Consider the following 23,922-nt stretch of genomic DNA (forward strand, 5'->3'; position numbering starts at 1 on the left):
ACCGTACGGCAGCACAGGTGGGACCAGGTGGGGCAGCGGGAAGGGGCAGCCGGTTTGACCACGCACGCACCGCAGGCGGCGCAGGCCGTCACGCTGCCCACGACGCTGGACGAGGCCGTCGCGGCACTCACCGCCGTGCCCGCCGCCGTGCCCGTCGCGGGCGGCACCGACCTGATGGCCGCCGTCAACTCCGGGCAGCTCAGGCCCGCCGCGCTCGTGGGACTCGGCCGCATCAGCGAGATCCGCGGCTGGCAGTACCAGGACGGCCACGCGCTGCTCGGCGCGGGCCTCACGCACGCGCGCATGGGCCGCCCCGACTTCGCGGCCCTGATCCCGGCGCTCGCCGCCGCCGCGCGCGCCGCGGGCCCGCCGCACATCCGCAACGCGGGCACCCTGGGCGGCAACATCGCCTCGGCCGCCCCCACCGGGGACGCGCTGCCGGTGCTGGCCGCCCTGGAGGCGACCCTGATCATCGCGGGCCCGGGCGGAGCCCGCCGGGAGATCCCGGTGTCGCACCTGCTCGCCGGGATGGACATGCTGCGCGCCGGGGAACTCATCGGCTACGTGCGCGTGCCGCTGCTGCACGCCCCGCAGGTCTTCCTCAAGGCGACCGGCCGCACCGGGCCGGGCCGCGCGGTCGCGTCCGTGGCGCTGGTCCTGGACCCCGCGCGCCGGGGCGTGCGCTGCGCGGTGGGCGCCATAGCGCCGATGCCGCTGCGGCCCCTGGAGGCCGAGCAGTGGGTCGGCCGGCTCATCGACTGGGACAACAACCGCGCGCTCGTCCCGGAGGCCCTGAACGCCTTCGGGGAGTACGTCGCCGCGGCCTGCATCCCCGACGCGGCCCCGGGCGAGGACGGCTCCGTACCGCAGCTCCCGCCCGCCGTACTGCACCTGCGGCGCACCGTCGCCGCGCTGGCCCGACGAGCACTGGGGAGGGCGCTGTCGTGACCGACGACCAGCACGGAGAGGGCACGCCCCGGGGCGGGAGCCGCTGGGACCCGCTGCCCCAGGGCGAGTACGACGACGGCGCCACCGCCTTCGTGGAACTGCCCGAGGGGGGCGTCGACGCCCTGCTGGCCGCCGACAGTCCCCTCGCCGCGCCCGGCCACGGCTACGTACCGCCGCAGATAACGGTCAGCCCCGCGACGACCGCCGGCACCGACCCGGCCGCCACGGGCGCGTGGCCGGTGCCCGGCGCGCCGGTCGACGGCGCCCAGTGGCACGACCCGCACGACCTGCACGACCCCCGCGCGGCGCACCAGCAGGGGCAGGACGCGGGGGAGCAGCCCTACGGCTCCGAGACGGCCTACGGCTCCGGCGCGCCCTACGGCTCCGGTACGCCGTACGGCACCGACGCGGGGCCGCGGCCGCACGGCGGGAACGACCGCTTCACGTACAACCCGGGCACCACCGGGCAGTGGAACTTCGAGGACGCCACGGCGACCGAGGCCGCACCCGGCCATGACGTCACCGGGCAGTGGTCCATCCCCGTCGCCGGGGGAGACCTCCCGGACGAGTCGGGCGAGTTCACCACGTCCTCCCTGGTCGAGCAGTGGGGCGGCATCCCACCGGCCACGCTCCCCGGCGGCGCGCCCGCACCGTGGGCGACCCAGGCGGCCGGGCAGCCGTGGGACCGGCAGACCCCACAGGAGGCCGCCGGGCAGGACCAGCCCGGCGCGGGTTACCCGCACGGCGCCGAGCAGGGCCGGGGGTACGACCAGGGGCACGGGCACGCGCCCGAGCAGGGCCACGGGCACGACCAGGACCATGGCCACGGGCCCGGGCCCATGGAGGCACAGGGGCACGGGCAGCCGGGAGCACCCGGGCCGGCCTCCGGATACGCAGCCCCGGACCAGGAAGCGACGCACGGCGGCCACCTGCCGCCCGAGGCGGACCCGGCCCACGGTGGCCATCTGCCCGAGGCGGGCCCCGGCGAGTTCGTGCCCGGGCAGCCGACGGCCGGTCACGCCCCGGGGGAGCCCACCGGACCCGGCCACGCCGCCGAACCGTCGGTGACAGGACACGCGCCGGAGCCGTCCCGCTACGCCGACCCCGGGGCGGAATCCCCGGGCTTCACCGACCCCGCCTCGGAGCCCTCGGGGTACGCCGACGGGTCGGGACGCGCGGGTGCCGTCGGACAGGGGCCGGAGCCGTCCGGCTTCCCCGACCACGCCCCGGAGGACGCCGGCTTCGCCGACCACCCTTCGGAGCCCCGCCACTTCACCGGCCACGGTGCGGAGCCCTCCCACTTCACCGGCCACGACCCGGAGCAGACGGGCGCCCCCGGCCACGGGCCGGACCAGACAGGTGTCCCCGGCCACGGGCCGGACCAGACAGGTGTCCCCGGCCACGGGCCGGACCAGGCGGGCGCACATGCTCCGGAGGACTACCCGGACTACGCCGGGCCCGACGCGCACGCCCCCGACCGACCCGCTCACGCCGCTCCCGCCGGTCACGGCGCCGAGCAGCCGTACGCCGAGCACCCCGGGGAGCTCCCCGAGGAGACCGCGCCCTCTCCCGAGGCGGACGCGGCGGACTCGGCGGACGCGGAGGCCGTCGGGCCCGCCCAGGGCGCTCAGGAGGCCTCACAGTCCGCTCCCGGGCCCGGTGAGTCCGCCGAGGGCGCCCCAGGGGCCGCGGAGGGCGCTGACGGCCCCGCCGAGCCGTCCGCCGGGCCCCTCCCGGCCATGGCGGACGCGGAGGCCGGACCGGAGGCCGCCGACGCCCCGGGCGCCGACGGCGAGGCGCCCGACGACCCGGCGCCGGAGGAGCCTGCCGCCGCCCCGCACGACGCGGCGGACACTCCGGACGACCCCTCCGCCGCCCCACAGGACACACCGTCCACGACCCCGCAGGAGGAGCACCCCCTCGCCTCCTACGTCCTGCGGGTCAACGGCACCGACCGCCCCGTCACCGACGCGTGGATCGGCGAGTCCCTGCTGTACGTGCTGCGGGAGCGGCTCGGGCTCGCCGGTGCCAAGGACGGCTGCTCGCAGGGCGAGTGCGGGGCGTGCAACGTCCAGGTCGACGGGCGCCTCGTCGCGTCCTGCCTGGTCCCGGCCGTGACCGCCGCCGGCAGCGAGGTCCGTACCGTGGAGGGCCTGGCCGAGGACGGGCAGCCCTCGGACGTGCAGCGGGCGCTCGCGCGCTGCGGCGCCGTGCAGTGCGGCTTCTGCGTCCCGGGCATGGCGATGACCGTGCACGACCTGCTGGAGGGCAACCCGGCCCCCACCGAGCTGGAGACCCGCCAGGCGCTGTGCGGCAACCTGTGCCGCTGCTCCGGGTACCGGGGCGTGGTGGACGCCGTCAAGGAGGTCGTCGCCGAGCGCGAGGCGCATGCCGCCCCGGGTGAGGGCGACGGCGACGAGCCCCGGATCCCGCACCAGGCGGGCCCGGGCGCCGGTGGCGTGAACGCGTCGGCGTTCGGGGTGGCCCCGGAACCGCACGGGCCCGAACCGCACTCCCCGGAACCGCATGACCAGCCCTACGGCCAGGACGGAGGCCAGGCGTGAGCAACGAAGCAGCCACCGCGCAGGCCGCGGAGGCCGCCCCCGCCCCAGAACCGCTGCCGCACGGCCTCGGCGCCTCCCTCCCGGCCGCCGACGCCCGCGCCAAGACGGAGGGCACCTTCCCGTACGCCGCCGACCTGTGGGCCGAGGGCCTGCTGTGGGCGGCCGTGCTGCGCTCACCGCACCCGCACGCGCGCATCGTGTCCATCGACACCACCCACGCGCGCGAGATGCCGGGCGTCCGCGCCGTCGTCACCCATGAGGACGTCCCCGGCGCTCCGCTGCACGGCCGCGGCAAGGCCGACCGCCCGGTCTTCGCCTCCGAGGTGGTGCGCCACCACGGCGAGCCCATCGCGGCCGTCGCCGCCGACCACCCCGACACCGCGCGCATGGCGGCGGCCGCCGTCATCGTCGAGTACGAGGTGCTCGACCCGGTGACCGACCCGGAGCAGGCCTTCGAGGCCGAGCCGCTGCACCCCGACGGCAACCTGATCCGGCACATCCCGCTGCGCCACGGCGACCCGGAGGCGGCCGGCGAGATCGTCGTCGAGGGGCTGTACCGCATCGGCCGCCAGGACCCCGCGCCCATCGGCGCCGAGGCGGGCCTCGCCGTACCGCGCCCGGACGGCGGCGTGGAGCTGTACCTCGCCTCCACCGACCCGCACGCCGACCGCGACGCGGCCGCCGCCACCTTCGGCCTGGAGCCCGAGCGCGTCAAGGTCGTCGTCACCGGCGTCCCCGGCGCCACCGCCGACCGCGAGGATCAGGGCTTCCAGCTGCCCCTCGGCCTGCTGGCGCTGCGCACCGGCTGCCCGGTGAAACTCACCGCCACGCGCGAGGAGTCCTTCCTCGGGCACGCCCACCGGCACCCCACCCTCCTGCGCTACCGGCACCACGCCGACGCCGAGGGCAGACTCGTCAAGGTCGAGGCGCAGATCCTGCTCGACGCGGGCGCCTACGCCGACACCTCCGCCGACGCCCTCGCCGCCGCCGTCGCCTTCGCCTGCGGCCCGTACGTCGTCCCGAACGCCTTCATCGAGGGCTGGGCCGTCCGCACCAACAACCCCCCGTCCGGCCACGTACGCGGCGAGGGGGCCATGCAGGTCTGCGCCGCCTACGAGGCGCAGATGGACAAGATCGCCAAGAAACTCGGCCTCGACCCGGCCGAGGTGCGGCTGCGCAACGCCATGGCGACGGGCGACGTGCTCCCCACCGGCCAGACCGTGACCTGCCCGGCCCCGGTGGCCGAACTGCTCCAGGCCGTACGCGACGTCGACCTGCCGCCCCTCCCGAAGGACACCCCCGAGGACGAGTGGCTGCTGCCCGGCGGCCCCGAGGGCGCGGGCGAACCGGGCGCGGTGCGCCGGGGCGTGGGCTACGGCGTGGGCATGGTGCACATGCTCGGCGCCGAGGGCGCGGACGAGGTCTCCACGGCGACCGTGAAGGTCCACGACGGCGTGGCCACGGTGCTGTGCGCGGCCGTCGAGACCGGCCAGGGCTTCACGACGCTGGCGCGGCAGATCGTCCAGGAGACCCTCGGCATCGACGAGGTGCACGTGGCGCCCGTCGACACCGACCAGCCCCCCGCGGGCGCGGGCTGCCGCGGCCGGCACACCTGGGTGTCGGGCGGTGCGGTGGAGCGCGCGGCCAAGATGGTCCGCACCCAGCTCCTCCAGCCGCTCGCGCACAAGTTCGGCATGTCGACGGAGCTGCTCCAGATCACCGACGGCAAGATCACGTCGTACGACGGGGTCCTCTCGACGACCGTCACCGAGGCGATGGACGGCAAGGAACTGTGGGCCACCGCCCAGTGCCGCCCGCACCCCACCGAGCCGCTGAACGAGGCCGGCCAGGGCGACGCCTTCGTGGGCATGGCCTTCTGCGCGATCCGCGCGGTGGTGGACGTCGACATCGAGCTCGGCTCCGTACGGGTCGTGGAACTGGCCGTCGCCCAGGACGTGGGCCGGGTGCTGAACCCGGCCCAGCTGGCCGCCCGGATCGAGGCGGGCGTGACCCAGGGCGTGGGCATCGCGCTCACCGAGAACCTCCGCACGCCACGCGGCCTGATCCGCCACCCGGACCTCACCGGATACGCCCTCCCGACCGCCCTCGACGCGCCCGACATCCGCATCGTCCGGCTGGTCGAGGAACGGGACGTGGTCGCGCCGTTCGGGGCGAAGGCGGTCAGCGCGGTGCCGGTCGTGGCGTCCCCGGCGGCCATCGCGTCCGCCGTCCGGGCCGCGACGGGCCGCCCCGTGAACCGGCTGCCGATCCGTCCGCAGGCCGCGGTGGTCACGGACCGCTCCTGATGCCCCTCGCGAGCGGGGTCGTCCTGGTCACCGGCGTCATGGCGGCCGGCAAGTCGACGGTCGCGCAGGCGCTGGCGCAGACACTGCCGAGGGCCGCGCACGTCCGCGGGGACGTGTTCCGGCGCATGATCGTCACGGGCCGGGAGGAGTACCTCCCCGGCGCGGACGGCGAGGCGCGGGCACAACTGCTCCTGCGGTACCGGCTGTCGGCGGCGACGGCCGACGCGTACGCCGAGGCCGGCTTCACGGCGGTCGTCCAGGACGTGGTGCTCGGCGAGGACTTGGGGACGTACACCGGCCTGGTGCGCACCCGCCCGCTGTACGTGGTCGTCCTCGCGCCGCGCCCCGAGGCGGTGGCCGCGCGGGAGGCGGAACGGCAGAAGACGGGCTACGGCGGCGGCTGGACGGTCGGGGCGCTGGACGAGGAGCTGCGCGCGCGGACCCCGCGGATCGGACTGTGGCTGGACACCTCGGAGCTGACGGTGGGGCAGACGGTCGAGGCGATTCTGGCGGGAAGGGAACGCGCCAGGGTCGTCTGAGCGTCATGGGAGACGGACGCGTTGTGCTCGCTGGGCACGCGTCGCTGTTCCGGGGCGTTGTCAGTGGTGGGGCGTAGTGTTCTGGGCAGTGGGGGACGGCTGCCGGGCCTGGCCGGGCGGTCTGCCGTGCTCCGCCAGGGGATGGTGAGCAAGCACATGCGGGGGAGCCCATGAGTACGACCGACGCCGGTGCCCCGGTGATCACCCTGACCGAGGCCGAACTGGACCCGTGGGTGACGCACGCGTCGACGCGCCACTGGCTGACCGGCCCCGGACTGCCGTCCGACAGCGGCGTGCTGAGCTTCGCCGAGCTGCGCCGGGAGGGCCTGCGCACGGTGGCGGACTCGACGGGCGACCCGGAGGACCGGCTCTCGGCCGAGCTGCGCGAGCAGCTGGTGATAGGCGGACTCCTCGGTCCCGCGGGCCTGGAGACCGAATCGGTCCTGCTGGACGGCGCGACGGGCGAGGTCTCGACGACGCACCTGCTGCACGACCGGCCCGACCTCATGGACCGCCGCCCCCTGGCCCCCTCCCTGCGGACACTGGTCCGCTTCGCGGAGGCGACGGACGAACTGGCGGGGCTGCGCGGCCAGTTCGCCGCCTACGCCGGCCGATACGGCCCGAAGGCGGTGGCGGAGGCGTCCCAGCACCTCCTGGCGGTCTTCCGGGACGGCGCGGACGGCGAACCGGCCCCGTTCTGGAAGATGGCGGCCCTGATCCGCCCCCTGTCCCTGGTCGCGGGCCGCGGCGGCGCCTCCGGCCTCTCCTTGGACCTCCCGCACCGCCTGCTGGACCAGGAGTTCGGCCCCCGCGAGGTGGCGCGCTTCGAGGACGTCGACTTCCCGGCCACGCTCACGCACGAGCCGACCCGCCGCTTCCTGCGCGAGGTGGGCCTCCCGGAGGACGCCCACGTCTTCTCCCTGGACACGGACGTCCCGCTGGCCACGCTCGCCGAGTTCCACGCCGACGCGGACACTCCGGCGCACCTCCCCGCCGGGGCCGACCGTCTGATACGCCTCGGCCACCTGGTCGAGGACAACAGCCTGGTCGTCGACGGCGCGACGGGCGCGGTCCTGAACTGGAGCGAGCCCGAGGCGGCGCTGTACCCCCTGAACACGGACGTGTCGACGCTCGCCTTCACACTCTGGCTCCTGCACCGCGAGCGCGCGATCGACGAGCAGTCGGCCCACGAGCTGACGACCGACACCTACGACCAGCTGGCCATGACGATGCTCCAGGTCCTGTCGGCGGTCGACCCGACGGGCGTCGCGGCGGGCAGCTCGGGCCGCCACTACTGGACGGACGCGTTCCAGGACGAGGCGGGCGGGGTGCTGTGAGACACCCCGGGCCCGCGGTCACGTCGGTGTGACCCGTTCCAGCCGGGTCCAACCCGCCCACCCGCGCTGGTTGAGCAGCTCGATCAGCCGACGGGCGGAGGGCACGGTGTCGAACGCCAGCGTGTCCATCAGCTCGGCGAGCGCCGGTTCGACGCCGGCATCGCCGACGTACTCCTCGCCCCGTTCCTCGGCCAGCCTGGTGAGGTAGGCGGCCACCCTGTCGGCCAGCGCGACCAGCCGCGGGTCGTCGTCGCCCCGGTCGAGCGCCTCGCCCAGGGTCAGATAGAAGTCGATGAACTCCGGGTCGGTGAGCTGCTCCCGCTTGCGTGCGATCCATTCCGCGACGCGCTCGGGCGAGCGTGCGGCCAGCGGGATCCACCCGTCGCGCTCGGCCCGGACGATCCGCTCGTCGACGCCGAGCGCCCGCAGCCGGTCGAGGAAACCGACGACCTCGACGGGCAGGGCCAGACCGTCCCCCGAAGCGAGCCGGGCGATGCGCTCGCGGTGCCGCTGCCGCTCCCGGATCTCGGCCTCCAGCCGCCGGTCGATGTCCGCGACCGCCGCGGCGAACTCCTCCCCACCGGCTTGGAGCATGTCGCGCACACGCGCCAGCGGGACCCCGGCCTCGGCGAGGGTGCGGATCCGCAGCAGCTCGACCACGGCACCGGCGTCGTACCGCCGGTATCCGGAGTGGTCGCGCTCGGGCTCGGGCAGCAGTCCCTTGGCGTGGTAGTGCCGCACGGCGCGCACGGTGACTCCGGCGTACGCCGCCAGTTCGCCGATGGTCAGCATGGGGCCAGTCTGCTCCGGATGATCTCGGCGATGTCAGGGGCATGCGAGAAGACCAGCCCATGGTCGGCGTCGATCCAGTCCGCCGAGACGTGTGGCCGCTCGCGCAGGAGCCGCTCGACACCGGCACGCCAGAGTCGGTTGTGGCGAGGGGCCCGCCCTTCGGCGCCGTCGCCGGCGATCGAGGTGGACATGATGACGTGCACGGGCAGGTCGATCCTCTGATACCGGTCGAGGATCCCGCCCCGGACCACATCCATCTCCAGGCCCAGGACGAAGACGTCCTCGGCGGTGAGCGACACGTCAGGCGTCGCGCCCTCCTCCGCCATGGCCCGGAACTCCGCGAGATCGGCGTCCGTGAGGAACGGCTCCGGCAGCGGATTCGCCCCGTCGATGAGCACCAGCCCGGCGAGGGTCTCGGAACACTCGGCCGCGTAGTGCACCGCGAGGTCAGCGCCCAGGGAGTAGCCCACGAGCACAGGCGCCGAGGGCAGGTCGAGTGCCGCCATCACGGCGCTGAGATCACTCAGGAAGGCGTCGAAGGAGTACCGCTCGGCGGGGGACGCGGAACCGTGCCCCCGGAGATCGAAGGCCACCACGTCGTGGTCACGCCGCAACAGCCCGATGAGCTCGTCCAGGTCGGCCTGCGTACAGCTCAGCCCCGGACACAGCACCAGAGGCCGCCCTCGGCCGCCGCGGGACACCGGGAGGGTGACACCGTCGTGCCGCACGGTGAACCACGTCAGGGAGTTGTCGCTTCTGTCAGCCATACCGGCCATGCTCGGAGGCTGCCCCTGCGTCAGGGTCAAGCGCGGCAGCGGCCGTATCGAGCCCCCGTTGCGCCCTGGACGCGCCCTCCCCTCCTCCTGGACGCCTCCCGCATGCTCACACCATGGGGGACACAGGAGAGTCGACCATCATCCCGTTACCCGACCCCGACGGACACCGCCAACCGCCGCCCGACGCGCCGCAGCCGTGGGAGAAGACCGACCGTGCCCAGGCGGCACTGGAGGGCGCCACCGGCCCGGAGCCCCCCGCTCCACCGCTCTGCCCCAACTGCGGACTCGTGGGCGACCGACGTGTCACCTACTACGGCTGGCACGTCCTCCTCGAACCGGACCTGCCCGTGCCCGCGCACATGGTGCCCGCGTGGCACCGCTGGTACGTGGACGCCAACGGCACAGCCTGGAACAGCCGCGAGGACGAGCCCGCGCCGGGCGCGGTGTGCCGCGTACCGCACCGGATCGCCTGCCCCGGTCTGAGACTGGAGGAGATCGGCCTCTGGCGTTGGCTGGACGCCGTACGCGCGGAGAACGCACGCCGGGCCCGGCGACAGGCCGACAGGGAAGCCGACCCGGGGGCCCTGCCGAACGCCGGCTGACGAAGCCTTCACCGTCGCGTCCGGCTGCTCATGGAGGCCGTGGCGGGATTCGAACCCGCGTAACTCCCCGCGAGCGGAGCTCGCTGATGTATGCGGCGCAGGCGAGCCCCTGAACCACTCGGGCGGGACTGTCCGAAAGGAGGGGCGTACGACCAAGGTCCCAGGCGAGGGCCGTCTCGCGACAGGGGTCAAAGTCGCGTGTGGACCTTACGCTGGCGGACATGCCTGACTCCAAGCCGCGTGACGCCGATGTCGTGGGTGCCGTTGTCCCGTCGTCTCCCGCCGAGGGCGACGACGGCGACGAGGGAGTGCTGGGGCGGGCGTACCGGGCGTTGAGTGTCGGGATCGTGTCCGTCGTGCTGCTCATCGCCTTCGAGGCGACGGCCGTCGGTACGGCGATGCCGGTCGCCGCGCGGGAGTTGGACGGGGTGGCGCTGTACGCCTTCGCGTTCTCCGGGTACTTCACGACCAGCCTGTTCGGGATGGTGCTCGCGGGGCAGTGGTCGGACCGGCGTGGGCCGCTCGGGCCGTTGTCGGCGGGCATCGCCTCCTTCGGGGCGGGGCTGCTGCTGTCCGGAACGGCCGGGGCGATGTGGGTGTTCATCCTGGGGCGGGCCGTGCAGGGGCTCGGCGGCGGACTGGTGATCGTCGCGCTGTACGTCGTCGTCGGGCGGGCCTATCCGGAGCGGTTGCGGCCGGCCATCATGGCCGCGTTCGCCGCGAGCTGGATCCTGCCGTCGATCGTCGGCCCCCTCGCCGCCGGCACGGTGACCGAGCGGCTCGGCTGGCGGTGGGTGTTCCTGGGGATACCCGCCCTGGTCGTGTTCCCGCTCGCGCTCGCCCTGCCGCAGATACGGCGCCGGGCGTCCGGGCCGGTGGGGGAGCCGCCCGCCCTCGGCGGGAAGGCCGCCCCCGCCGCGAAGGCCGCCCCTGGCACGGGGGCTTCCTCCGGCCGCCGTCGCATCCGCCTCGCCCTCGCCATCTCCCTCGGCGCCGGCCTCCTCCAGTACGCGGCCCAGGACCTGCGCCCGCTGTCCCTGGTACCGGGGGCGCTCGGCGTGGCCCTGCTCGTGCCCGCCGTGCTCGGGCTGCTCCCGCGCGGGACCTACCGGGCCGCCCGCGGGCTGCCGTCGGTCGTGCTGCTGCGCGGCGTCGCCGCGGGGTCGTTCATCGCCGCGGAGTCGTTCGTGCCGCTGATGCTGGTCACCCAGCGCGGGCTCAGTCCGACGCTGGCCGGCTTCTCCCTCGCGGCGGGCGGCGGGACGTGGGCGCTGGGCTCGTGGGTGCAGTCGCGGTCGCGGCTCGAACCGTACCGGGAGCGGCTGACGACCGTCGGGATGCTGCTGGTGGCGGCGGCCGTCGCCACGGCACCGAGTGTGCTCGTCGACTCCGTGCCGGTCTGGACCCTCGCCGTCGCCTGGGCCTTCGGCTGCTTCGGCATGGGGCTCGTCATCTCCTCCACGAGCGTGCTCCTGCTCAAGCTCTCCGCCCCCGAGGAGGCCGGCACCAACTCCGCCGCCCTGCAGATCTCCGACGGCCTCTCCAACGTCCTCCTCCTCTCCGCCGGCGGCGCCGCCTTCGCCGCCCTGGGCGGCGGCACCGTCACCCACACCACCACCCATACCTCCGGTTCCCACCCGGCCGCCTTCGCCGCGGTGTTCCTGCCGATGGCGGCGGTGGCCCTGGCGGGCGCGTGGGTGTCGACGCGCCTGCGGGAGCGACGGCCGTAGTCCCGTTCGCGGACCCCGCCGTGGTGAGACGGAGCTGTGACGTCGGTCCCACCCGTGAGGGACGTGGCCCGGTCCGCGCGTGGGCCGGTGGGGCGCGCCGGTAGGGTGGCCCGGTTGTCATACGTAGCCGAGCCGTCAGGCTCCCTCGAACGAGCCGCCCGACCCCCAACGGAGACCGTGACTACCACCGCCGGCACCAGCTCTGCCTCGCACCACCTCTCCCCGGCGTTCCCCGGGCGCGCCCCCTGGGGCACCGCCAGCAAGCTCCGCGCCTGGCAGCAGGGCGCGATGGAGAAGTACATCCAGGAGCAGCCGCGGGACTTCCTGGCGGTCGCCACCCCCGGCGCCGGCAAGACGACCTTCGCGCTGACGCTGGCGTCCTGGCTGCTGCACCACCACGTCGTGCAGCAGGTGACCGTCGTCGCCCCGACCGAGCACCTGAAGAAGCAGTGGGCCGAGGCCGCCGCCCGGATAGGGATCAAGCTCGACCCCGAGTACAGCGCCGGGCCGCTCGGCCGGGAGTACCACGGCGTCGCGGTGACGTACGCCGGTGTCGGTGTCCGGCCCATGCTGCACCGCAACCGGGTCGAGCAGCGCAAGACCCTCGTCATCCTCGACGAGATCCACCACGCCGGTGACAGCAAGTCGTGGGGCGAGGCCTGTCTGGAGGCCTTCGAGCCCGCCACCCGCCGGCTCGCCCTGACCGGTACGCCGTTCCGGTCCGACACCAACCCCATCCCCTTCGTGACGTACGAGGAGGGGAACGACGGGATCCGGCGCTCCGCCGCCGACTACACCTACGGCTACGGCAACGCCCTCGCCGACAACGTCGTCCGGCCGGTCATCTTCCTCTCCTACAGCGGCAACATGCGCTGGCGCACCAAGGCCGGTGACGAGATCGCCGCCCGGCTCGGCGAGCCCATGACGAAGGACGCCATCAGCCAGGCCTGGCGGACCGCGCTCGATCCGCGCGGCGAGTGGATGCCGGCCGTGCTGCGCGCCGCCGACCAGCGGCTGACCGAGGTCCGGAAGGCCATCCCGGACGCGGGCGCGCTGGTCATCGCCTCCGACCAGGACTCGGCGCGCGCGTACGCCAAGCTCATCCGGGAGATCACCGGCACCAGCGCGACCCTCGTGCTGTCCGACGACTCCGGCGCCTCCGAGCGGATCGACGAGTTCAGCAACAACACCGACCGGTGGATGGTCGCGGTGCGGATGGTGTCCGAGGGCGTCGACGTGCCGCGTCTCGCGGTCGGCGTGTACGCCACGACCATCTCGACGCCACTGTTCTTCGCACAGGCCGTCGGGCGTTTCGTACGGTCCCGGCGCCGCGGCGAGACCGCCTCCGTGTTCCTGCCGACCGTGCCCGACCTGCTCTCCTTCGCCAACGAGATGGAGCGCGAGCGCGACCACGTCCTCGACAAGCCCAAGAAGGAGGGTGAGGAGGACCCCTACGCCGAGTCCGAGAAGGAGATGGACGAGGCGAACAAGGAGCAGGACGAGGACACCGGCGAGCAGGACATGCTGCCCTTCGAGGCGCTGGAGTCCGACGCCGTCTTCGACCGGGTCATGTACAACGGCGCCGAGTTCGGCATGCAGGCCCACCCGGGGAGCGAGGAGGAGCAGGACTACCTCGGCATCCCGGGACTGCTCGAACCGGACCAGGTCCAGCTGCTGCTGCAGAAGCGGCAGGCCCGGCAGATCGCGCACAGCCGCAAGAAGCCGGACGAGGAGGCCGACCTGCTCGAACTGCCAGCCGAGCGGCGGCCCGTGGTCTCCCACAAGGAGATGATGGAGCTGCGGCGGCAGCTCAACACGATGGTCGGCGCGTACGTCCACCAGAGCGGCAAGCCGCACGGCGTGATCCACACCGAACTGCGGCGCGTGTGCGGGGGGCCTCCGGCGGCTGAGGCGACGGCGGGGCAGCTGCGGCAGCGGATCGCCAAGGTGCAGGAGTGGGCAACGCGCATGAAGTGACGCCGCCCCCCTTGCGGCCGACGGGCGCATACCACCGCAAACCGCGGCAGCACGCGACGATCACTGCCCGGATTCTGGACGGAGCCTTCCGCTCAGCGAACCCCCTTCGCTACTGTCCCGCTACGCACACGCCCCGTGGCAGCGCCGCCGCGGAGCGCAGCCGTGAAGCGACGCGGTCCGGACAGGCCGGGCCGCCGGCCGATCGGCGGCCTCTGAAGCGCGTTGCCGACGGGACTCGGTGACGCATCCGCCGACCGGGGGGCCGCCGACCTCACCACTAAGGAGTGGGCGTCGTGACCGCGGAGACCTCCCAGACGCTCGACAGGGGACTGCGGGTCCTCAAGCTGCTCGCCGACACGGACCACGGGCTGACCGTGACCGAGCTCTCCCTCAGGCTGGGCGTGAACCGGACCGTGGTGTACCGGTTGCTCGCCACACTGGAACAGCACGCACTCATACGCCGTGACCTGGGCGGACGTGCCCGCGTCGGACTCGGTGTGCTGCGGCTGGGACGGCAGGTCCATCCGCTGGTGCGGGAGGCGGCGATGCCGGCGCTGCGGTCGCTGGCCGAGGACATCGGGGCCACGGCGCATCTGACCCTGGTGGACGGGGCGGACGCGCTCGCCGTGGCCGTCGTCGAGCCGACCTGGACGGACTACCACGTCGCCTACCGGGCCGGGTTCCGGCACCCCCTGGACCGCGGCGCCGCCGGCAAGGCGATCCTCGCCGCCCGGCAGCACCCGATGGCGGAACCCGGCTACACCCTGACGCACGGCGAGCTGGAGGCCGGGGCGTGCGGGGCCGCGGCCCCGCTGCTGGGCGTGACGGGCGTCGAGGGCAGCGTCGGCGTAGTGATGCTGGCCGACGTGGTGCCGGAGCGGGTCGGGCAGCGGGTCGTCGAAGCGGCCCGGGAGGTCGCGGACGCGCTGCGCTGACGGGCGGCCGTGCGGCGCTGAGGGTGGCCGTCCCCGCGCTGGCGGGTGGCGGTGCCCGCGTTGACGGGCGGCGGTGCCCGCGCTGGCGGGTGGCCGTGCCTGCGCTGGCGGGTGGCCGTGCCTGCGCTGGCGGGCGGCGGTGCCTGCGCTGGCGGGCGGCGGTGCCTGCGCTGGCGGGCGGCGGTGCCTGCGCTGGCGGGTGGCCGTGCCGCGGGCGGGCTGTGGTGACCTGGGACCGGCCGCGTCCCGCCCCCGCGTTAGATTGATCCCGTGTTCTCTCGCCTCACGCGCCCCCAGGCCATCGCCGTCTGCGCCCTGCCCGTCGTGGCCCTGCTCGCCACGGCGGTGTTCGCGCCGCTGCCGTTCTCGGTGGCGCAGCCGGGCGAGACGGCGAACGTGCTCGGCGAGCACAAGGGCGAGCCAGTGATCACCATCTCGGGGGCGCCGACCCGGGAGACCCGCGGACAGCTGCGCATGACGACCATCGTGGCGACCTCCCCCGACACCCGCGTCTCGCTCTCCGACGTCCTCGACGGCTGGTTCCGCACCGACGAGGCCGTCATGCCGCGCGACGCCCTCTACCCGAGCGGGGACAGCGTCAAGGAGATCGAGCGGCACAACGAGAAGCAGATGAAGGAGTCCCAGGACGCGGCGACGCAGGCGGCGCTGGGCTACCTCGGCCTCGACGCCGAGGACGTCGAGGTCAGCCTGAAGCTCGCCGACGTGGGCGGGCCCAGCGCGGGCCTGCTGTTCTCCCTGGGGATCGTCGACAAGCTCGACGGTGACGGCACCGGTGGGGATCTCACCGGGGGGCGGGTCATCGCCGGTACGGGCACGATCGCCGCGGACGGCACGGTCGGTGCGGTGGGCGGTGTCTCCCTCAAGACGCAGGCCGCGAAGCGGGACGGTGCGACGGTGTTCCTGGTGCCGAAGGCGGAGTGCGCGGACGCGCGGGCGGAACTGCCGGAAGGGCTACGGCTGATCCCGGTGACCACGCTGAAGAGCACGGTGAGTTCACTGGTGGCCCTGGAGACGGGCAAGGGGTCCGTGCCGAGCTGTTAGTGGGCGGTCAGTGGGCGGGGGCTGCCGTCCCCGGCCGGGTGGCGAGTCTTAAACCGAGCTCCACGAGGGTCCAGCCGAGGCGGATGCGGAGGGTGTCCTTCGGGGCGCGGGTGAGGGGCGTGGATGCCTGGTCACGGAGCTCGGCGGCGCGGGTGTGGTGCAGGGTGAGGTGGATGTCCGGGTGCATGGGTGATGGCCTCTCACAGCTTCGTCTGGGTGGGGAAGACGTGCGTGTGGACGCGTACCGTTTCGGCGTCCGGGGTGCCCTCGGACAGGGGGCGGTAGCTCTGGACGAGTTCGTGCATCCTGCCGATCAGCTCACGGGCGAGGTCCGGAGTGAGCCGTAGGGTGAAGTCGCTCAGGTCGGTGGCGCCGTCCCATTCCTCGGCCCAGTCGTTCGCGGTGCCGAGCCAGGTGGCGATCTCCCTGGTGTGCACGTTCGCGAGCTCGTAGCGGAACAGGGCGACGGCTCCGCGCACGACCGGATCGGGGTCCTTGATCAGGGTCTCGTCGAGCTGGACGCCCTGGTCCATGGCTTTCCACCAGCGCTCCCGGCCTTTGCCGCGCTCAGGATCGTCCGCGACGAAGCCGTGCGCGGCGAGCTGCCGCAGGTGATAACTGGTGGCACCGCTCGACTCGCCCAGTTTCTCCGCCAGTTGGGAGGCGGTGGCGGGTCCGCCGCGTCGCAGCGCGATCAGCAGCTGCATCCGCAGGGGATGAGCCAGTCCGCGCAGTGAGCGGGCGTCGAGCAGACGGGGAGCCGGTTCTTCGGGCATGCGTACAAAGGTAATGTTGCAAAGGCTGCTTTGCAACATGTTCTTTGTAACTCGGGATCACCCCTCCCTGACCAGCCCCTCCCCCACCATCCACTCCAACGCCACCTGATGCGGATCCTCCCCGTCCACATCCACCCTCGCGTTCAGGTCCCGCGCGACCGCGTTGTTCAGCCGCGCCGTCACCGGATCCAGGACGTCCGCGATCGCCGGCCACTCCTTCAGCGTCTTCGCGTTGACCATCGGCGCGGCGTTGTAGTTCGGGAAGAACTCCTTGTCGTCGTCCATCACGACCAGGTTCATCGACTTGATGCGCCCGTCCGTCGTGAACACCTCGCCGTACGGGCAACTGCCCTTCGCCGTCTGCGTGTAGATGATCCCCGTGTCCATCTGCGTGACGTTCCGCGCCGGCACGTTCATCCCGTACCGCTTCTGCAGGCCGGGCAGCCCGTCCGCCCGGTTCGCGAACTCGACCTCCACGCACAGCTTCACGGCGTCCGGGTCGGACTCGGCCAGTTCCGCCACGTCCGACATCGTCTTCGTGCCGTACTTCCGCGCGTTGTCCTGGTTCATCGCCAGCGCGTAGGTGTTGTCGAGGGACGACGGCCGCAGCCAGGCCAGCCCGTTCGCCGCGTCCTCCTCGCGCACCGCCTCCCACTGCCGCCGCGGGTCGGTGATCGGCTTGCTGTGCCCCAGGTACGTGATCCAGGCCGTGCCCGTGTACTCGTACCCGGCGTCCGCCTCGCCCTTGCGCACCGCCTCCCGGCTGCCGATGGAGCCCTGGATGCCCGTGCGGTCGAGCACCTCGGCCCCCGCCGCCTCCAGGGCGATGCCCATGATGGCGCCCAGGATCAGGCCCTCGGTGAACGACTTCGACGTCACCGTCAGACGTGCGCCCTTGAGCGGCTCACCCCGCCCGACCGACCCGGGCCGCACGTCGTCGGCCATGGGGGAGCCGCTGGTCAGGCCACAGCCGGAAGCCGCCACCAGCAGCGCCATCGCGAGGCACGCCCGCCGCCGCGACGCGAGGCACGCCCACCGCGCCCTCCCGCAGTCCGCCCGCCGCCTCACGCGCGCAACCCCCGCGGCCGCAGCAGCAGTTCCGCCAGTGAGGCCAGCCAGTCCACCAGCAGCGCCAGCACCACCGTGAGGACCGACCCCAGCACCAGCACCGGCATCCGCTGGTTGGTGATCCCGGTCGTGATCAGTACGCCGAGGCCGCCGCCCCCGCCGAAGACGGCCAGGGTCGCCGTCCCCACGTTCAGGACGAGGGCCGTCCGCACGCCCGCCAGGATCAGCGGGACCGCCAGCGGCAGTTCCACCCGGGTGAGCACGCCCGTGGGGGACATACCGATGCCCCGCGCCGCCTCCAGCAGGGTCGGGTCGTTGGCCTTCAGGCCGGTGATCGTGTTCGACAGCACCGGCAGGACGGCGTAGGCGATCATGCCGATCAGGGCGGCCCGGCGGCCGATGCCCAGCCAGATGACCAGGAGCGCCAGCAGGCCGATCGCGGGGGTCGCCTGGCCCATGTTGGCGAGGGCCATCGCGACCGGAGTGGCCCTGCTGAACGCCCTCCGGGTCAGCAGGACGCCCAGCGGGATCGCGATGACCAGCACGAAGAACGTGGAGATCGCGGTGAGCTGGATGTGCTGCCACAGGGCCTTGGAGACCTGGCCGCCCGACAGGGCGTTCCGGGAGAGCGCGTCCAGGTCGGCCTGCTGGAACCAGAGCCAGGTGGCGAGCAGCACGGCGATCAGGACCACGGGCAGGAACGTCAGCTTCCGCCAGCCGACGCGGACCGGCCGGGGCCGCTGCTCGGGCCGCCGGGGCTCCGCGCCGAGAGGCTCGGTGGCTTCCTCGACCTCGGTGGCCGTCACCGCTGCCCCCCGGGGCCCACGCCCGTCACGCCCCCGGACCCCTCCTGCTCCGCGTGCGTCTGCGCGGCCCGCAGTTCCTCCAGCTCGTGCCGGTGCTCCCGCGCGTCGAGCCGGTCGGCCTCCAGCATCTCGTGCACGGAGTTCATGAGCGTCTCCATGTCGACGACGCCCGTGTACTCGCCGCGCCGCCCGGTCACGGCCACGCGCCCGGCGTTGTCGGTGAGCACCGCCTCCAGCGCGTCCCGCAGGGTCGCGTCCCGGGTGACCGTGTCGTGCACCAGCGTCCCGGCCCGGGCCAGCGAGCCGCGCGCCCGCATCAGGTCGCCGCGCCGGAGCCACTTGTAGGGGCGGCCGCGCCGGTCGAGCAGCAGGATCTCGTTGGTGCCGGCGGCCCGCAGCCGGTTGAAGATCTGTTGGAGCGGGTCGTCGACCGTGACGGTCGGATAGTCGGTGATCTCCACGTCCCGCACGCGGGTCAGGTTCAGCCGTTTCAGTGCCGCCCCGGCGCCCACGAACCCGGAGACGAAGTCGTCCGCCGGGTTGGTCAGGATCGCCTCGGGGGTGTCGAACTGGGCGATGTGCGAGCGCTCGCGCAGCACGGCGATGCGGTCGCCGAGCTTGATCGCCTCGTCGAAGTCGTGGGTGACGAAGACGATCGTCTTGCGCAGCTCGTGCTGGAGCCGGATCAGCTCGTCCTGGAGGTGGTCCCGGGTGATGGGGTCGACCGCGCCGAACGGCTCGTCCATCAGCAGCACCGGGGGATCGGCGGCCAGTGCCCGGGCGACGCCCACGCGCTGCTGCTGGCCCCCGGAGAGCTGGCGCGGATAGCGGCCGTGGAACTCGCCGGGGTCGAGTCCGACGAGGTCGAGGAGCTCCTCGGTCCGCTTCCTGATCCGGGCCTTCGGCCAGCCGATCATCTTCGGGACGAGGCCGATGTTCTGCGCGACCGTCATGTGCGGGAAGAGCCCGGCGGACTGGATGGCGTAGCCGACCTTGCGGCGCAGCCCCACCGGGTCGATGTCGGTGACGTCCTCGCCGCCCATCCGGATCCGGCCGCCGGTCGGCTCGATCAGCCGGTTGATCATCTTGAGCGTGGTCGACTTCCCGCACCCCGAGGGCCCGACGAAGACGACGACCTCGCCCGCCTTGATCTCCATGCTCACGTTGTCCACGGCCGGCTGCGCACCACCGGGAAACCGCTTGGTCAGGTTCTCCAGCTCGATGGAGGCGCCGTGGCCGTCGGTCTCAGGCACGGATCCCCCTCGGGATGGTCAGCCGCCCGATCAGGACGTACGCGGCGTCGAACAGCAGCGCCAGGACGATGATCCCGAGCGTCCCCGCGAGGACCTGGTTGAGCGCGTTGGCGCTGCCCAGCGAGGCGAGCCCGCGGAAGATGACGTTGCCGAGGCCCGGGCCGGAGGCGTACGCGGCGATGGCGGCGATGCCCATCAGCATCTGCGTCGCCACCCGGATCCCGGTCAGGATCGGCGGCCAGGCCAGCGGCAGCTCGACCCGCAGCAGCCGGGCCGGGCGGGACATCCCGATGCCCGTGGCCGCGTCCACCAACGCCGGGTCGACGCCGCGCAGTCCGACGATCGCGTTGCGCACCACCGGCAGCAGCCCGTACAGCGTCAGCGCGATCACCGTGGGCGCCACGCCGAGCCCCACGACCGGGACGAGCAGGCCGATCAGGGCGAGCGCCGGGACGGTCAGGACGGTGGCGGTGGCCGTGGTCGCGAGGTTCCCGGCCCACTCGCTGCGGTAGGTGGCGACGCCGATCAGCACCCCGAGCACGGTCGCCACGACCATGCACTGGAAGACGGCGCTCGCGTGCTGGTAGGCGTCCGCGAGCAGCTGCTGGTGCCGGCCCGCCAGGTACTCCCAGAAGCTCACACGCGCTCACCCCACGACTCACGTCTCCTCCGCGGCCTGCTCCACCAGCGGGATGATCCGCGGCGGGACGGGGTTCTCCATGACGATCGCCGTGGAGGCCCGGACGATGCCATCAAAACCGACGACCCGGTCGATCACACGCTGGAGATCGGCGTTGGAGCGGGCCACGAGACGGCACAGCATGTCCCCGCTGCCGGTGGTGGTGTGCAGCTCCAGCACCTCGGGCACGGACGCCAAGTGGGCCCGTACGTCGGCTCCTTGGCCCTGCCGGATCTGCAGCGTGGCGAAGGCGGTGACCGGATAGCCGAGCGCGGCCGGATCCACCTCCGGGCCGAATCCGCGGATGACTCCGTTCGACTGAAGGCGGTCCAGCCGCGCCTGCACGGTGCCCCGGGCCACGCCCAGCCGCCGCGACATCTCCAGCACCCCGATCCGCGGCTCCCGGGCGAGCAGCAGGATGATCCGGCCGTCCAGACGATCGATCGACACAGCAGCCTCCCGAGGTGGTCATCCTGTACAGAAGGACCGATACTTCGGCCATCTTGCTGAACAGATTGCCCAGCAGAAACGCAAACTATTGCGCACCTTGCCGAGCGGGGAGACCCTGCGGCTATGACGCAGACCACACACCACACTCCCGACACCGCCCGGCAGGCCGACCCCTTCCCGGTCAAGGGAATGGACGCGGTCGTCTTCGCCGTGGGCAACGCCAAGCAGGCGGCGCACTATTACTCCACCGCCTTCGGCATGAAGCTGGTCGCCTACTCCGGACCGGAGAACGGCAACCGCGAGACCGCTGCTTACGTGCTGGAGAACGGCTCCGCCCGCTTCGTTCTCACCTCGGTCATCAAGCCGTCCACCGACTGGGGCCACTTCCTCGCCCGGCACGTGGCCGAGCACGGCGACGGCGTCGTCGACCTCGCCATCGAGGTGCCGGACGCGCGAGCCGCCCACGCCTACGCCGTCGAGCACGGCGCCCGCTCGGTCGCCGAGCCGTACGAGGTGAAGGACGAGCACGGCACGGTCGTCCTGGCCGCCATCGCCACCTACGGCGAGACCCGCCACACCCTCGTCGAGCGCTCCGGCTACGACGGCCCCTACCTGCCCGGCTACGTCGCGGCCAAGCCGATGGTCGAGCCGCCCGCCCAGCGCACGTTCCAGGCGATCGACCACTGCGTCGGCAACGTCGAGCTCGGCCGCATGAACGAGTGGGTCGGCTTCTACAACAAGGTGATGGGCTTCACGAACATGAAGGAGTTCGTGGGCGACGACATCGCCACCGAGTACAGCGCCCTGATGTCGAAGGTCGTCGCCGACGGCACGCTCAAGGTCAAGTTCCCGATCAACGAGCCGGCCATCGCGAAGAAGAAGTCGCAGATCGACGAGTACCTGGAGTTCTACGGCGGCGCGGGCGTGCAGCACATCGCCCTCAACACCAACGACATCGTGCAGACGGTCCGCACGATGCGCGCGGCCGGCGTCGAGTTCCTCAACACGCCCGACTCCTACTACGACACGCTGGGGGAGTGGGTCGGCGAGACCCGGGTCCCGATCGACACCCTGCGTGAACTGAAGATCCTGGCCGACCGCGACGAGGACGGCTACCTGCTGCAGATCTTCACCAAGCCGGTCCAGGACCGTCCGACGGTCTTCTTCGAGATCATCGAACGCCACGGCTCGATGGGCTTCGGCAAGGGCAACTTCAAGGCCCTGTTCGAGGCGATCGAGCGCGAACAGGCCCGCCGCGGCAACCTGTAGCCCGGCGCCGCGTTCCGGGCGTGCGGGTGCCATGGGGCACCCGCACGCCCCGGGCAGGTGAAGGCCGCCGCCGACGGGTTCACACCGCCGGCCCCCGGTGCGAACCTGTGATCATGAGCCGTATCGAAGCGCCTCCCGACGACCGGACCGGCAACCTCGTCGACCTGCTGCTCGGCGGCCTGCCCGCCGAAGCGGTCCTCACCGACCCCGACATCACGGCCTCCTACGCCAACGACATGGCGAGCTTCTGCCCGGCCGGCACCCCGGCCGTCGTCGTGCTGCCCCGGACGACCGAACAGGTCCAGCACGTGATGCGCACCGCCACCGCCCTGCGCGTCCCGGTCGTCCCGCAGGGCGCCCGCACGGGGCTGTCCGGTGCCGCCAACGCCTCCGACGGCTGCATCGTGCTCTCGCTGACGAAGATGGACCGGATCCTGGAGATCAACCCGGTCGACCGCATCGCCGTCGTCGAACCCGGCGTCGTCAACGCCGCCCTGTCCCGGGCCGTCGGCGAACACGGCCTGTACTACCCGCCGGACCCCTCCAGCTGGGAGATGTGCACCATCGGCGGCAACATCGGCACGGCCTCGGGCGGCCTGTGCTGCGTGAAGTACGGGGTCACCGCCGAGTACGTCCTCGGGCTGGACGTGGTGCTCGCCGACGGGCGGCTCATGTCCACCGGCCGCCGCACCGCCAAGGGCGTCGCCGGCTACGACCTGACCCGGCTGTTCGTCGGCTCCGAGGGCTCGCTCGGCATCGTCGTCCGGGCCGTTCTCGGCCTGCGGCCCAAGCCGCCCCAGCAGCTCGTCCTGGCCGCCGAGTTCGCCTCCGCGGCCGCCGCCTGCGACGCCGTGTGCCGCATCATGGAGGGCGGCCACGTGCCGTCACTCCTCGAACTCATGGACCGTACGACGGTCAAGGCCGTCAACGACCTGGCGCAGATGGGCCTGCCGGAGACCACCGAGGCCCTGCTCCTGGCCGCCTTCGACACCACCGCCCCGGCCGCCGACCTGGCCGCCGTCGGCGCGCTGTGCGAGGCGGCCGGCGCCACCCAGGTCGTCCCCGCCGACGACGCCGCCGAGTCCGAACTGCTCCTCCAGGCCCGGCGCCTGTCGCTCACCGCGCTGGAGGCTGTCAAGGGCGTGACGATGATCGACGACGTGTGCGTGCCGCGTTCCCGGCTCGCCGACATGCTCGACGGGGTCGACCGGATCGCCGAGAAGTACCGGCTCACCATCGGCGTCGTCGCCCACGCGGGCGACGGCAACACCCACCCGACGGTCTGCTTCGACCCGGCCGACCCCGACGAGTCCCGGCGCGCCCGCGAGTCCTTCGACGAGATCATGGCGCTCGGCCTGGAACTCGGCGGGACCATCACCGGCGAACACGGCGTCGGCGTCCTGAAGAAGGAGTGGCTGGCACGCGAGATCGGCCCCGTCGGGATGGAGATGCAGCGGGCCGTCAAGCAGGCCTTCGACCCGTTGAACATCCTGAACCCCGGCAAGCTCTTCTGAGACCGGCGCCCTCACTGGGCGAGCAGCTCGGCCAACTCGTCGTCGAGCCCGAGCCGCTCGCCCTCCGTCCCCGGCGGGACCACCCGCAGCGTGCGCTCCAGCCACGCCGACACCTGCGCCGCCGGGGCCTCCAGCAGGGCGTCCCCGTCGGGTGAACTCAGCGCCATCAGCACGACACCGCGCCCCTCGCTCTTCGTCGGCCACACCCGCACGTCCCCCTGCCCGCACGGCCGGAACACGCCCTCCACCAGCAGGTCCCGGGCGAACGTCCAGTGCACGGGGTGCGCGGAGTCGACGTGGAAGGTGACGTGCACGGCGTACGGATCGCCGGTGAGGTACCCGAGCCGGGCCGGCACCGTGATCCTGCGCTCCGGCGACAGGACGAGCTTCAGCTCCAGTTCCCGCTCCACCACGTGGTGCATGGCGGTCTTCCCTTCTCTCGACGGCTGCCCTCCAGGGCCGGTCGGGAGGAGAGAGCGGGCGGATGCCGCGCCATTACGCGCGTTGTCGGAAGTTTTTTCGCAGGGGAACGCGCCGGG

21 protein-coding genes are annotated in these 23,922 nt (G+C 73.2%); 12 read left to right on the forward strand and 9 right to left on the reverse strand.

All coding sequences use genetic code 11. The annotated features are described in order from the left end of the window. Nucleotides 1-54 precede the first annotated feature (54 nt). From ACSUPV_RS25095 to ACSUPV_RS25115, 5 genes are all read left to right on the forward strand, one after another. Nucleotides 55-948: an FAD binding domain-containing protein gene (locus tag ACSUPV_RS25095; protein WP_031113147.1), complete on the forward strand. Its 894-nt coding sequence runs from the start codon at nt 55-57 to the stop codon at nt 946-948. Further along, the gene (locus tag ACSUPV_RS25100) at nt 945-3,512 is read left to right on the forward strand and encodes a 2Fe-2S iron-sulfur cluster-binding protein (protein WP_436948600.1); all 2,568 of its coding nucleotides are present in this window, start codon (nt 945-947) and stop codon (nt 3,510-3,512) included. Before ACSUPV_RS25095 ends, ACSUPV_RS25100 begins: the two co-directional genes overlap by 4 nt. Continuing rightward, nucleotides 3,509-5,818 carry a xanthine dehydrogenase family protein molybdopterin-binding subunit gene (locus ACSUPV_RS25105; protein WP_359793688.1) on the forward strand — a complete coding sequence of 770 codons (2,310 nt, stop codon included), beginning with the start codon at nt 3,509-3,511 and terminating at the stop codon, nt 5,816-5,818. The genes ACSUPV_RS25100 and ACSUPV_RS25105 overlap by 4 nt, the downstream gene beginning before the upstream one ends. After that, a complete protein-coding gene (locus ACSUPV_RS25110; RefSeq protein WP_031113152.1) occupies nt 5,818-6,357 on the forward strand; it encodes an AAA family ATPase in 540 nt (179 codons plus the stop codon). The genes ACSUPV_RS25105 and ACSUPV_RS25110 overlap by 1 nt, the downstream gene beginning before the upstream one ends. Nucleotides 6,358-6,527: 170 nt before the next feature. After that, a complete protein-coding gene (locus tag ACSUPV_RS25115; protein ID WP_436948601.1) occupies nt 6,528-7,694 on the forward strand; it encodes an SUKH-4 family immunity protein in 1,167 nt (388 codons plus the stop codon). A gap of 18 nt (nt 7,695-7,712) precedes the next feature. Here ACSUPV_RS25115 and ACSUPV_RS25120 read toward each other — a convergent pair whose 3' ends face one another. Together ACSUPV_RS25120 and ACSUPV_RS25125 are read right to left on the reverse strand one after the other, a co-directional pair. Then, a complete protein-coding gene (locus tag ACSUPV_RS25120) occupies nt 7,713-8,486 on the reverse strand; it encodes a MerR family transcriptional regulator (protein WP_037767437.1) in 774 nt (257 codons plus the stop codon). Next, nucleotides 8,480-9,253 carry an alpha/beta fold hydrolase gene (locus ACSUPV_RS25125; RefSeq protein ID WP_436948602.1) on the reverse strand — a complete coding sequence of 258 codons (774 nt, stop codon included), beginning with the start codon at nt 9,251-9,253 and terminating at the stop codon, nt 8,480-8,482. Before ACSUPV_RS25125 ends, ACSUPV_RS25120 begins: the two co-directional genes overlap by 7 nt. A 122-nt stretch (nt 9,254-9,375) precedes the next feature. Between ACSUPV_RS25125 and ACSUPV_RS25130 the strand changes: the two genes are divergently transcribed. The 5 genes from ACSUPV_RS25130 (at nt 9,376) to ACSUPV_RS25150 (ending at nt 15,568) form a co-directional block, all read left to right on the forward strand. After that, entirely contained in the window at nt 9,376-9,864 is a 489-nt protein-coding gene (locus ACSUPV_RS25130; RefSeq protein ID WP_037767431.1) for a DUF6083 domain-containing protein, read from the forward strand. Nucleotides 9,865-10,085: 221 nt separating this feature from the next. Continuing rightward, nucleotides 10,086-11,594, forward strand: a complete 1,509-nt coding sequence (locus ACSUPV_RS25135; protein WP_436948603.1) for an MFS transporter — start codon at nt 10,086-10,088, stop codon at nt 11,592-11,594. 177 nt (nt 11,595-11,771) lie between these two features. Then, nucleotides 11,772-13,571 (forward strand): DEAD/DEAH box helicase, encoded by a 1,800-nt coding sequence (locus ACSUPV_RS25140; protein ID WP_037767428.1) that lies wholly within the window; start codon nt 11,772-11,774, stop codon nt 13,569-13,571. A gap of 293 nt (nt 13,572-13,864) precedes the next feature. Next, nucleotides 13,865-14,506, forward strand: coding sequence for an IclR family transcriptional regulator (locus ACSUPV_RS25145; RefSeq protein WP_031113164.1), 642 nt, complete (start codon nt 13,865-13,867; stop codon nt 14,504-14,506). A gap of 270 nt (nt 14,507-14,776) precedes the next feature. Further along, nucleotides 14,777-15,568 (forward strand): S16 family serine protease, encoded by a 792-nt coding sequence (locus tag ACSUPV_RS25150; RefSeq protein WP_031113166.1) that lies wholly within the window; start codon nt 14,777-14,779, stop codon nt 15,566-15,568. A gap of 200 nt (nt 15,569-15,768) precedes the next feature. Here ACSUPV_RS25150 and ACSUPV_RS25155 read toward each other — a convergent pair whose 3' ends face one another. The 6 genes from ACSUPV_RS25155 to ACSUPV_RS25180 form a co-directional block, all read right to left on the reverse strand. Next, entirely contained in the window at nt 15,769-16,344 is a 576-nt protein-coding gene (locus ACSUPV_RS25155; RefSeq protein ID WP_436948604.1) for an ArsR/SmtB family transcription factor, read from the reverse strand. Between the two features lie 57 nt (nt 16,345-16,401). After that, on the reverse strand, nt 16,402-17,340 hold the full coding sequence (locus tag ACSUPV_RS25160; protein ID WP_436948605.1) for a glycine betaine ABC transporter substrate-binding protein: 939 nt from the start codon (nt 17,338-17,340) through the stop codon (nt 16,402-16,404). A 68-nt stretch (nt 17,341-17,408) separates the two neighbouring features. Next, nucleotides 17,409-18,218, reverse strand: a complete 810-nt coding sequence (locus ACSUPV_RS25165) for an ABC transporter permease (protein WP_037865459.1) — start codon at nt 18,216-18,218, stop codon at nt 17,409-17,411. Further along, nucleotides 18,215-19,471, reverse strand: a complete 1,257-nt coding sequence (locus ACSUPV_RS25170; RefSeq protein ID WP_037767413.1) for a betaine/proline/choline family ABC transporter ATP-binding protein — start codon at nt 19,469-19,471, stop codon at nt 18,215-18,217. The genes ACSUPV_RS25165 and ACSUPV_RS25170 overlap by 4 nt, the downstream gene beginning before the upstream one ends. After that, nucleotides 19,464-20,111, reverse strand: a complete 648-nt coding sequence (locus ACSUPV_RS25175) for an ABC transporter permease (protein ID WP_031113176.1) — start codon at nt 20,109-20,111, stop codon at nt 19,464-19,466. The genes ACSUPV_RS25170 and ACSUPV_RS25175 overlap by 8 nt, the downstream gene beginning before the upstream one ends. An 18-nt stretch (nt 20,112-20,129) precedes the next feature. Continuing rightward, nucleotides 20,130-20,600, reverse strand: coding sequence for an Lrp/AsnC family transcriptional regulator (locus ACSUPV_RS25180; protein WP_031113178.1), 471 nt, complete (start codon nt 20,598-20,600; stop codon nt 20,130-20,132). A 123-nt stretch (nt 20,601-20,723) separates the two neighbouring features. Between ACSUPV_RS25180 and hppD the strand changes: the two genes are divergently transcribed. Together hppD and ACSUPV_RS25190 are read left to right on the forward strand one after the other, a co-directional pair. Beyond that, entirely contained in the window at nt 20,724-21,869 is a 1,146-nt protein-coding gene (gene hppD, locus ACSUPV_RS25185; RefSeq protein WP_436948606.1) for a 4-hydroxyphenylpyruvate dioxygenase, read from the forward strand. A gap of 107 nt (nt 21,870-21,976) precedes the next feature. Continuing rightward, a complete protein-coding gene (locus ACSUPV_RS25190; RefSeq protein ID WP_031113185.1) occupies nt 21,977-23,383 on the forward strand; it encodes an FAD-binding oxidoreductase in 1,407 nt (468 codons plus the stop codon). Between the two features lie 11 nt (nt 23,384-23,394). On the opposite strand, the gene ACSUPV_RS25195 is transcribed toward ACSUPV_RS25190, so the two are convergent. Next, nucleotides 23,395-23,805: an SsgA family sporulation/cell division regulator gene (locus ACSUPV_RS25195; protein ID WP_031113186.1), complete on the reverse strand. Its 411-nt coding sequence runs from the start codon at nt 23,803-23,805 to the stop codon at nt 23,395-23,397. Between the last annotated feature and the right edge of the window lie 117 nt (nt 23,806-23,922).

It is taken from the genome of Streptomyces sp. SudanB52_2052 (assembly GCF_964272415.1).
GTDB lineage: Bacteria > Actinomycetota > Actinomycetes > Streptomycetales > Streptomycetaceae > Streptomyces > Streptomyces olindensis.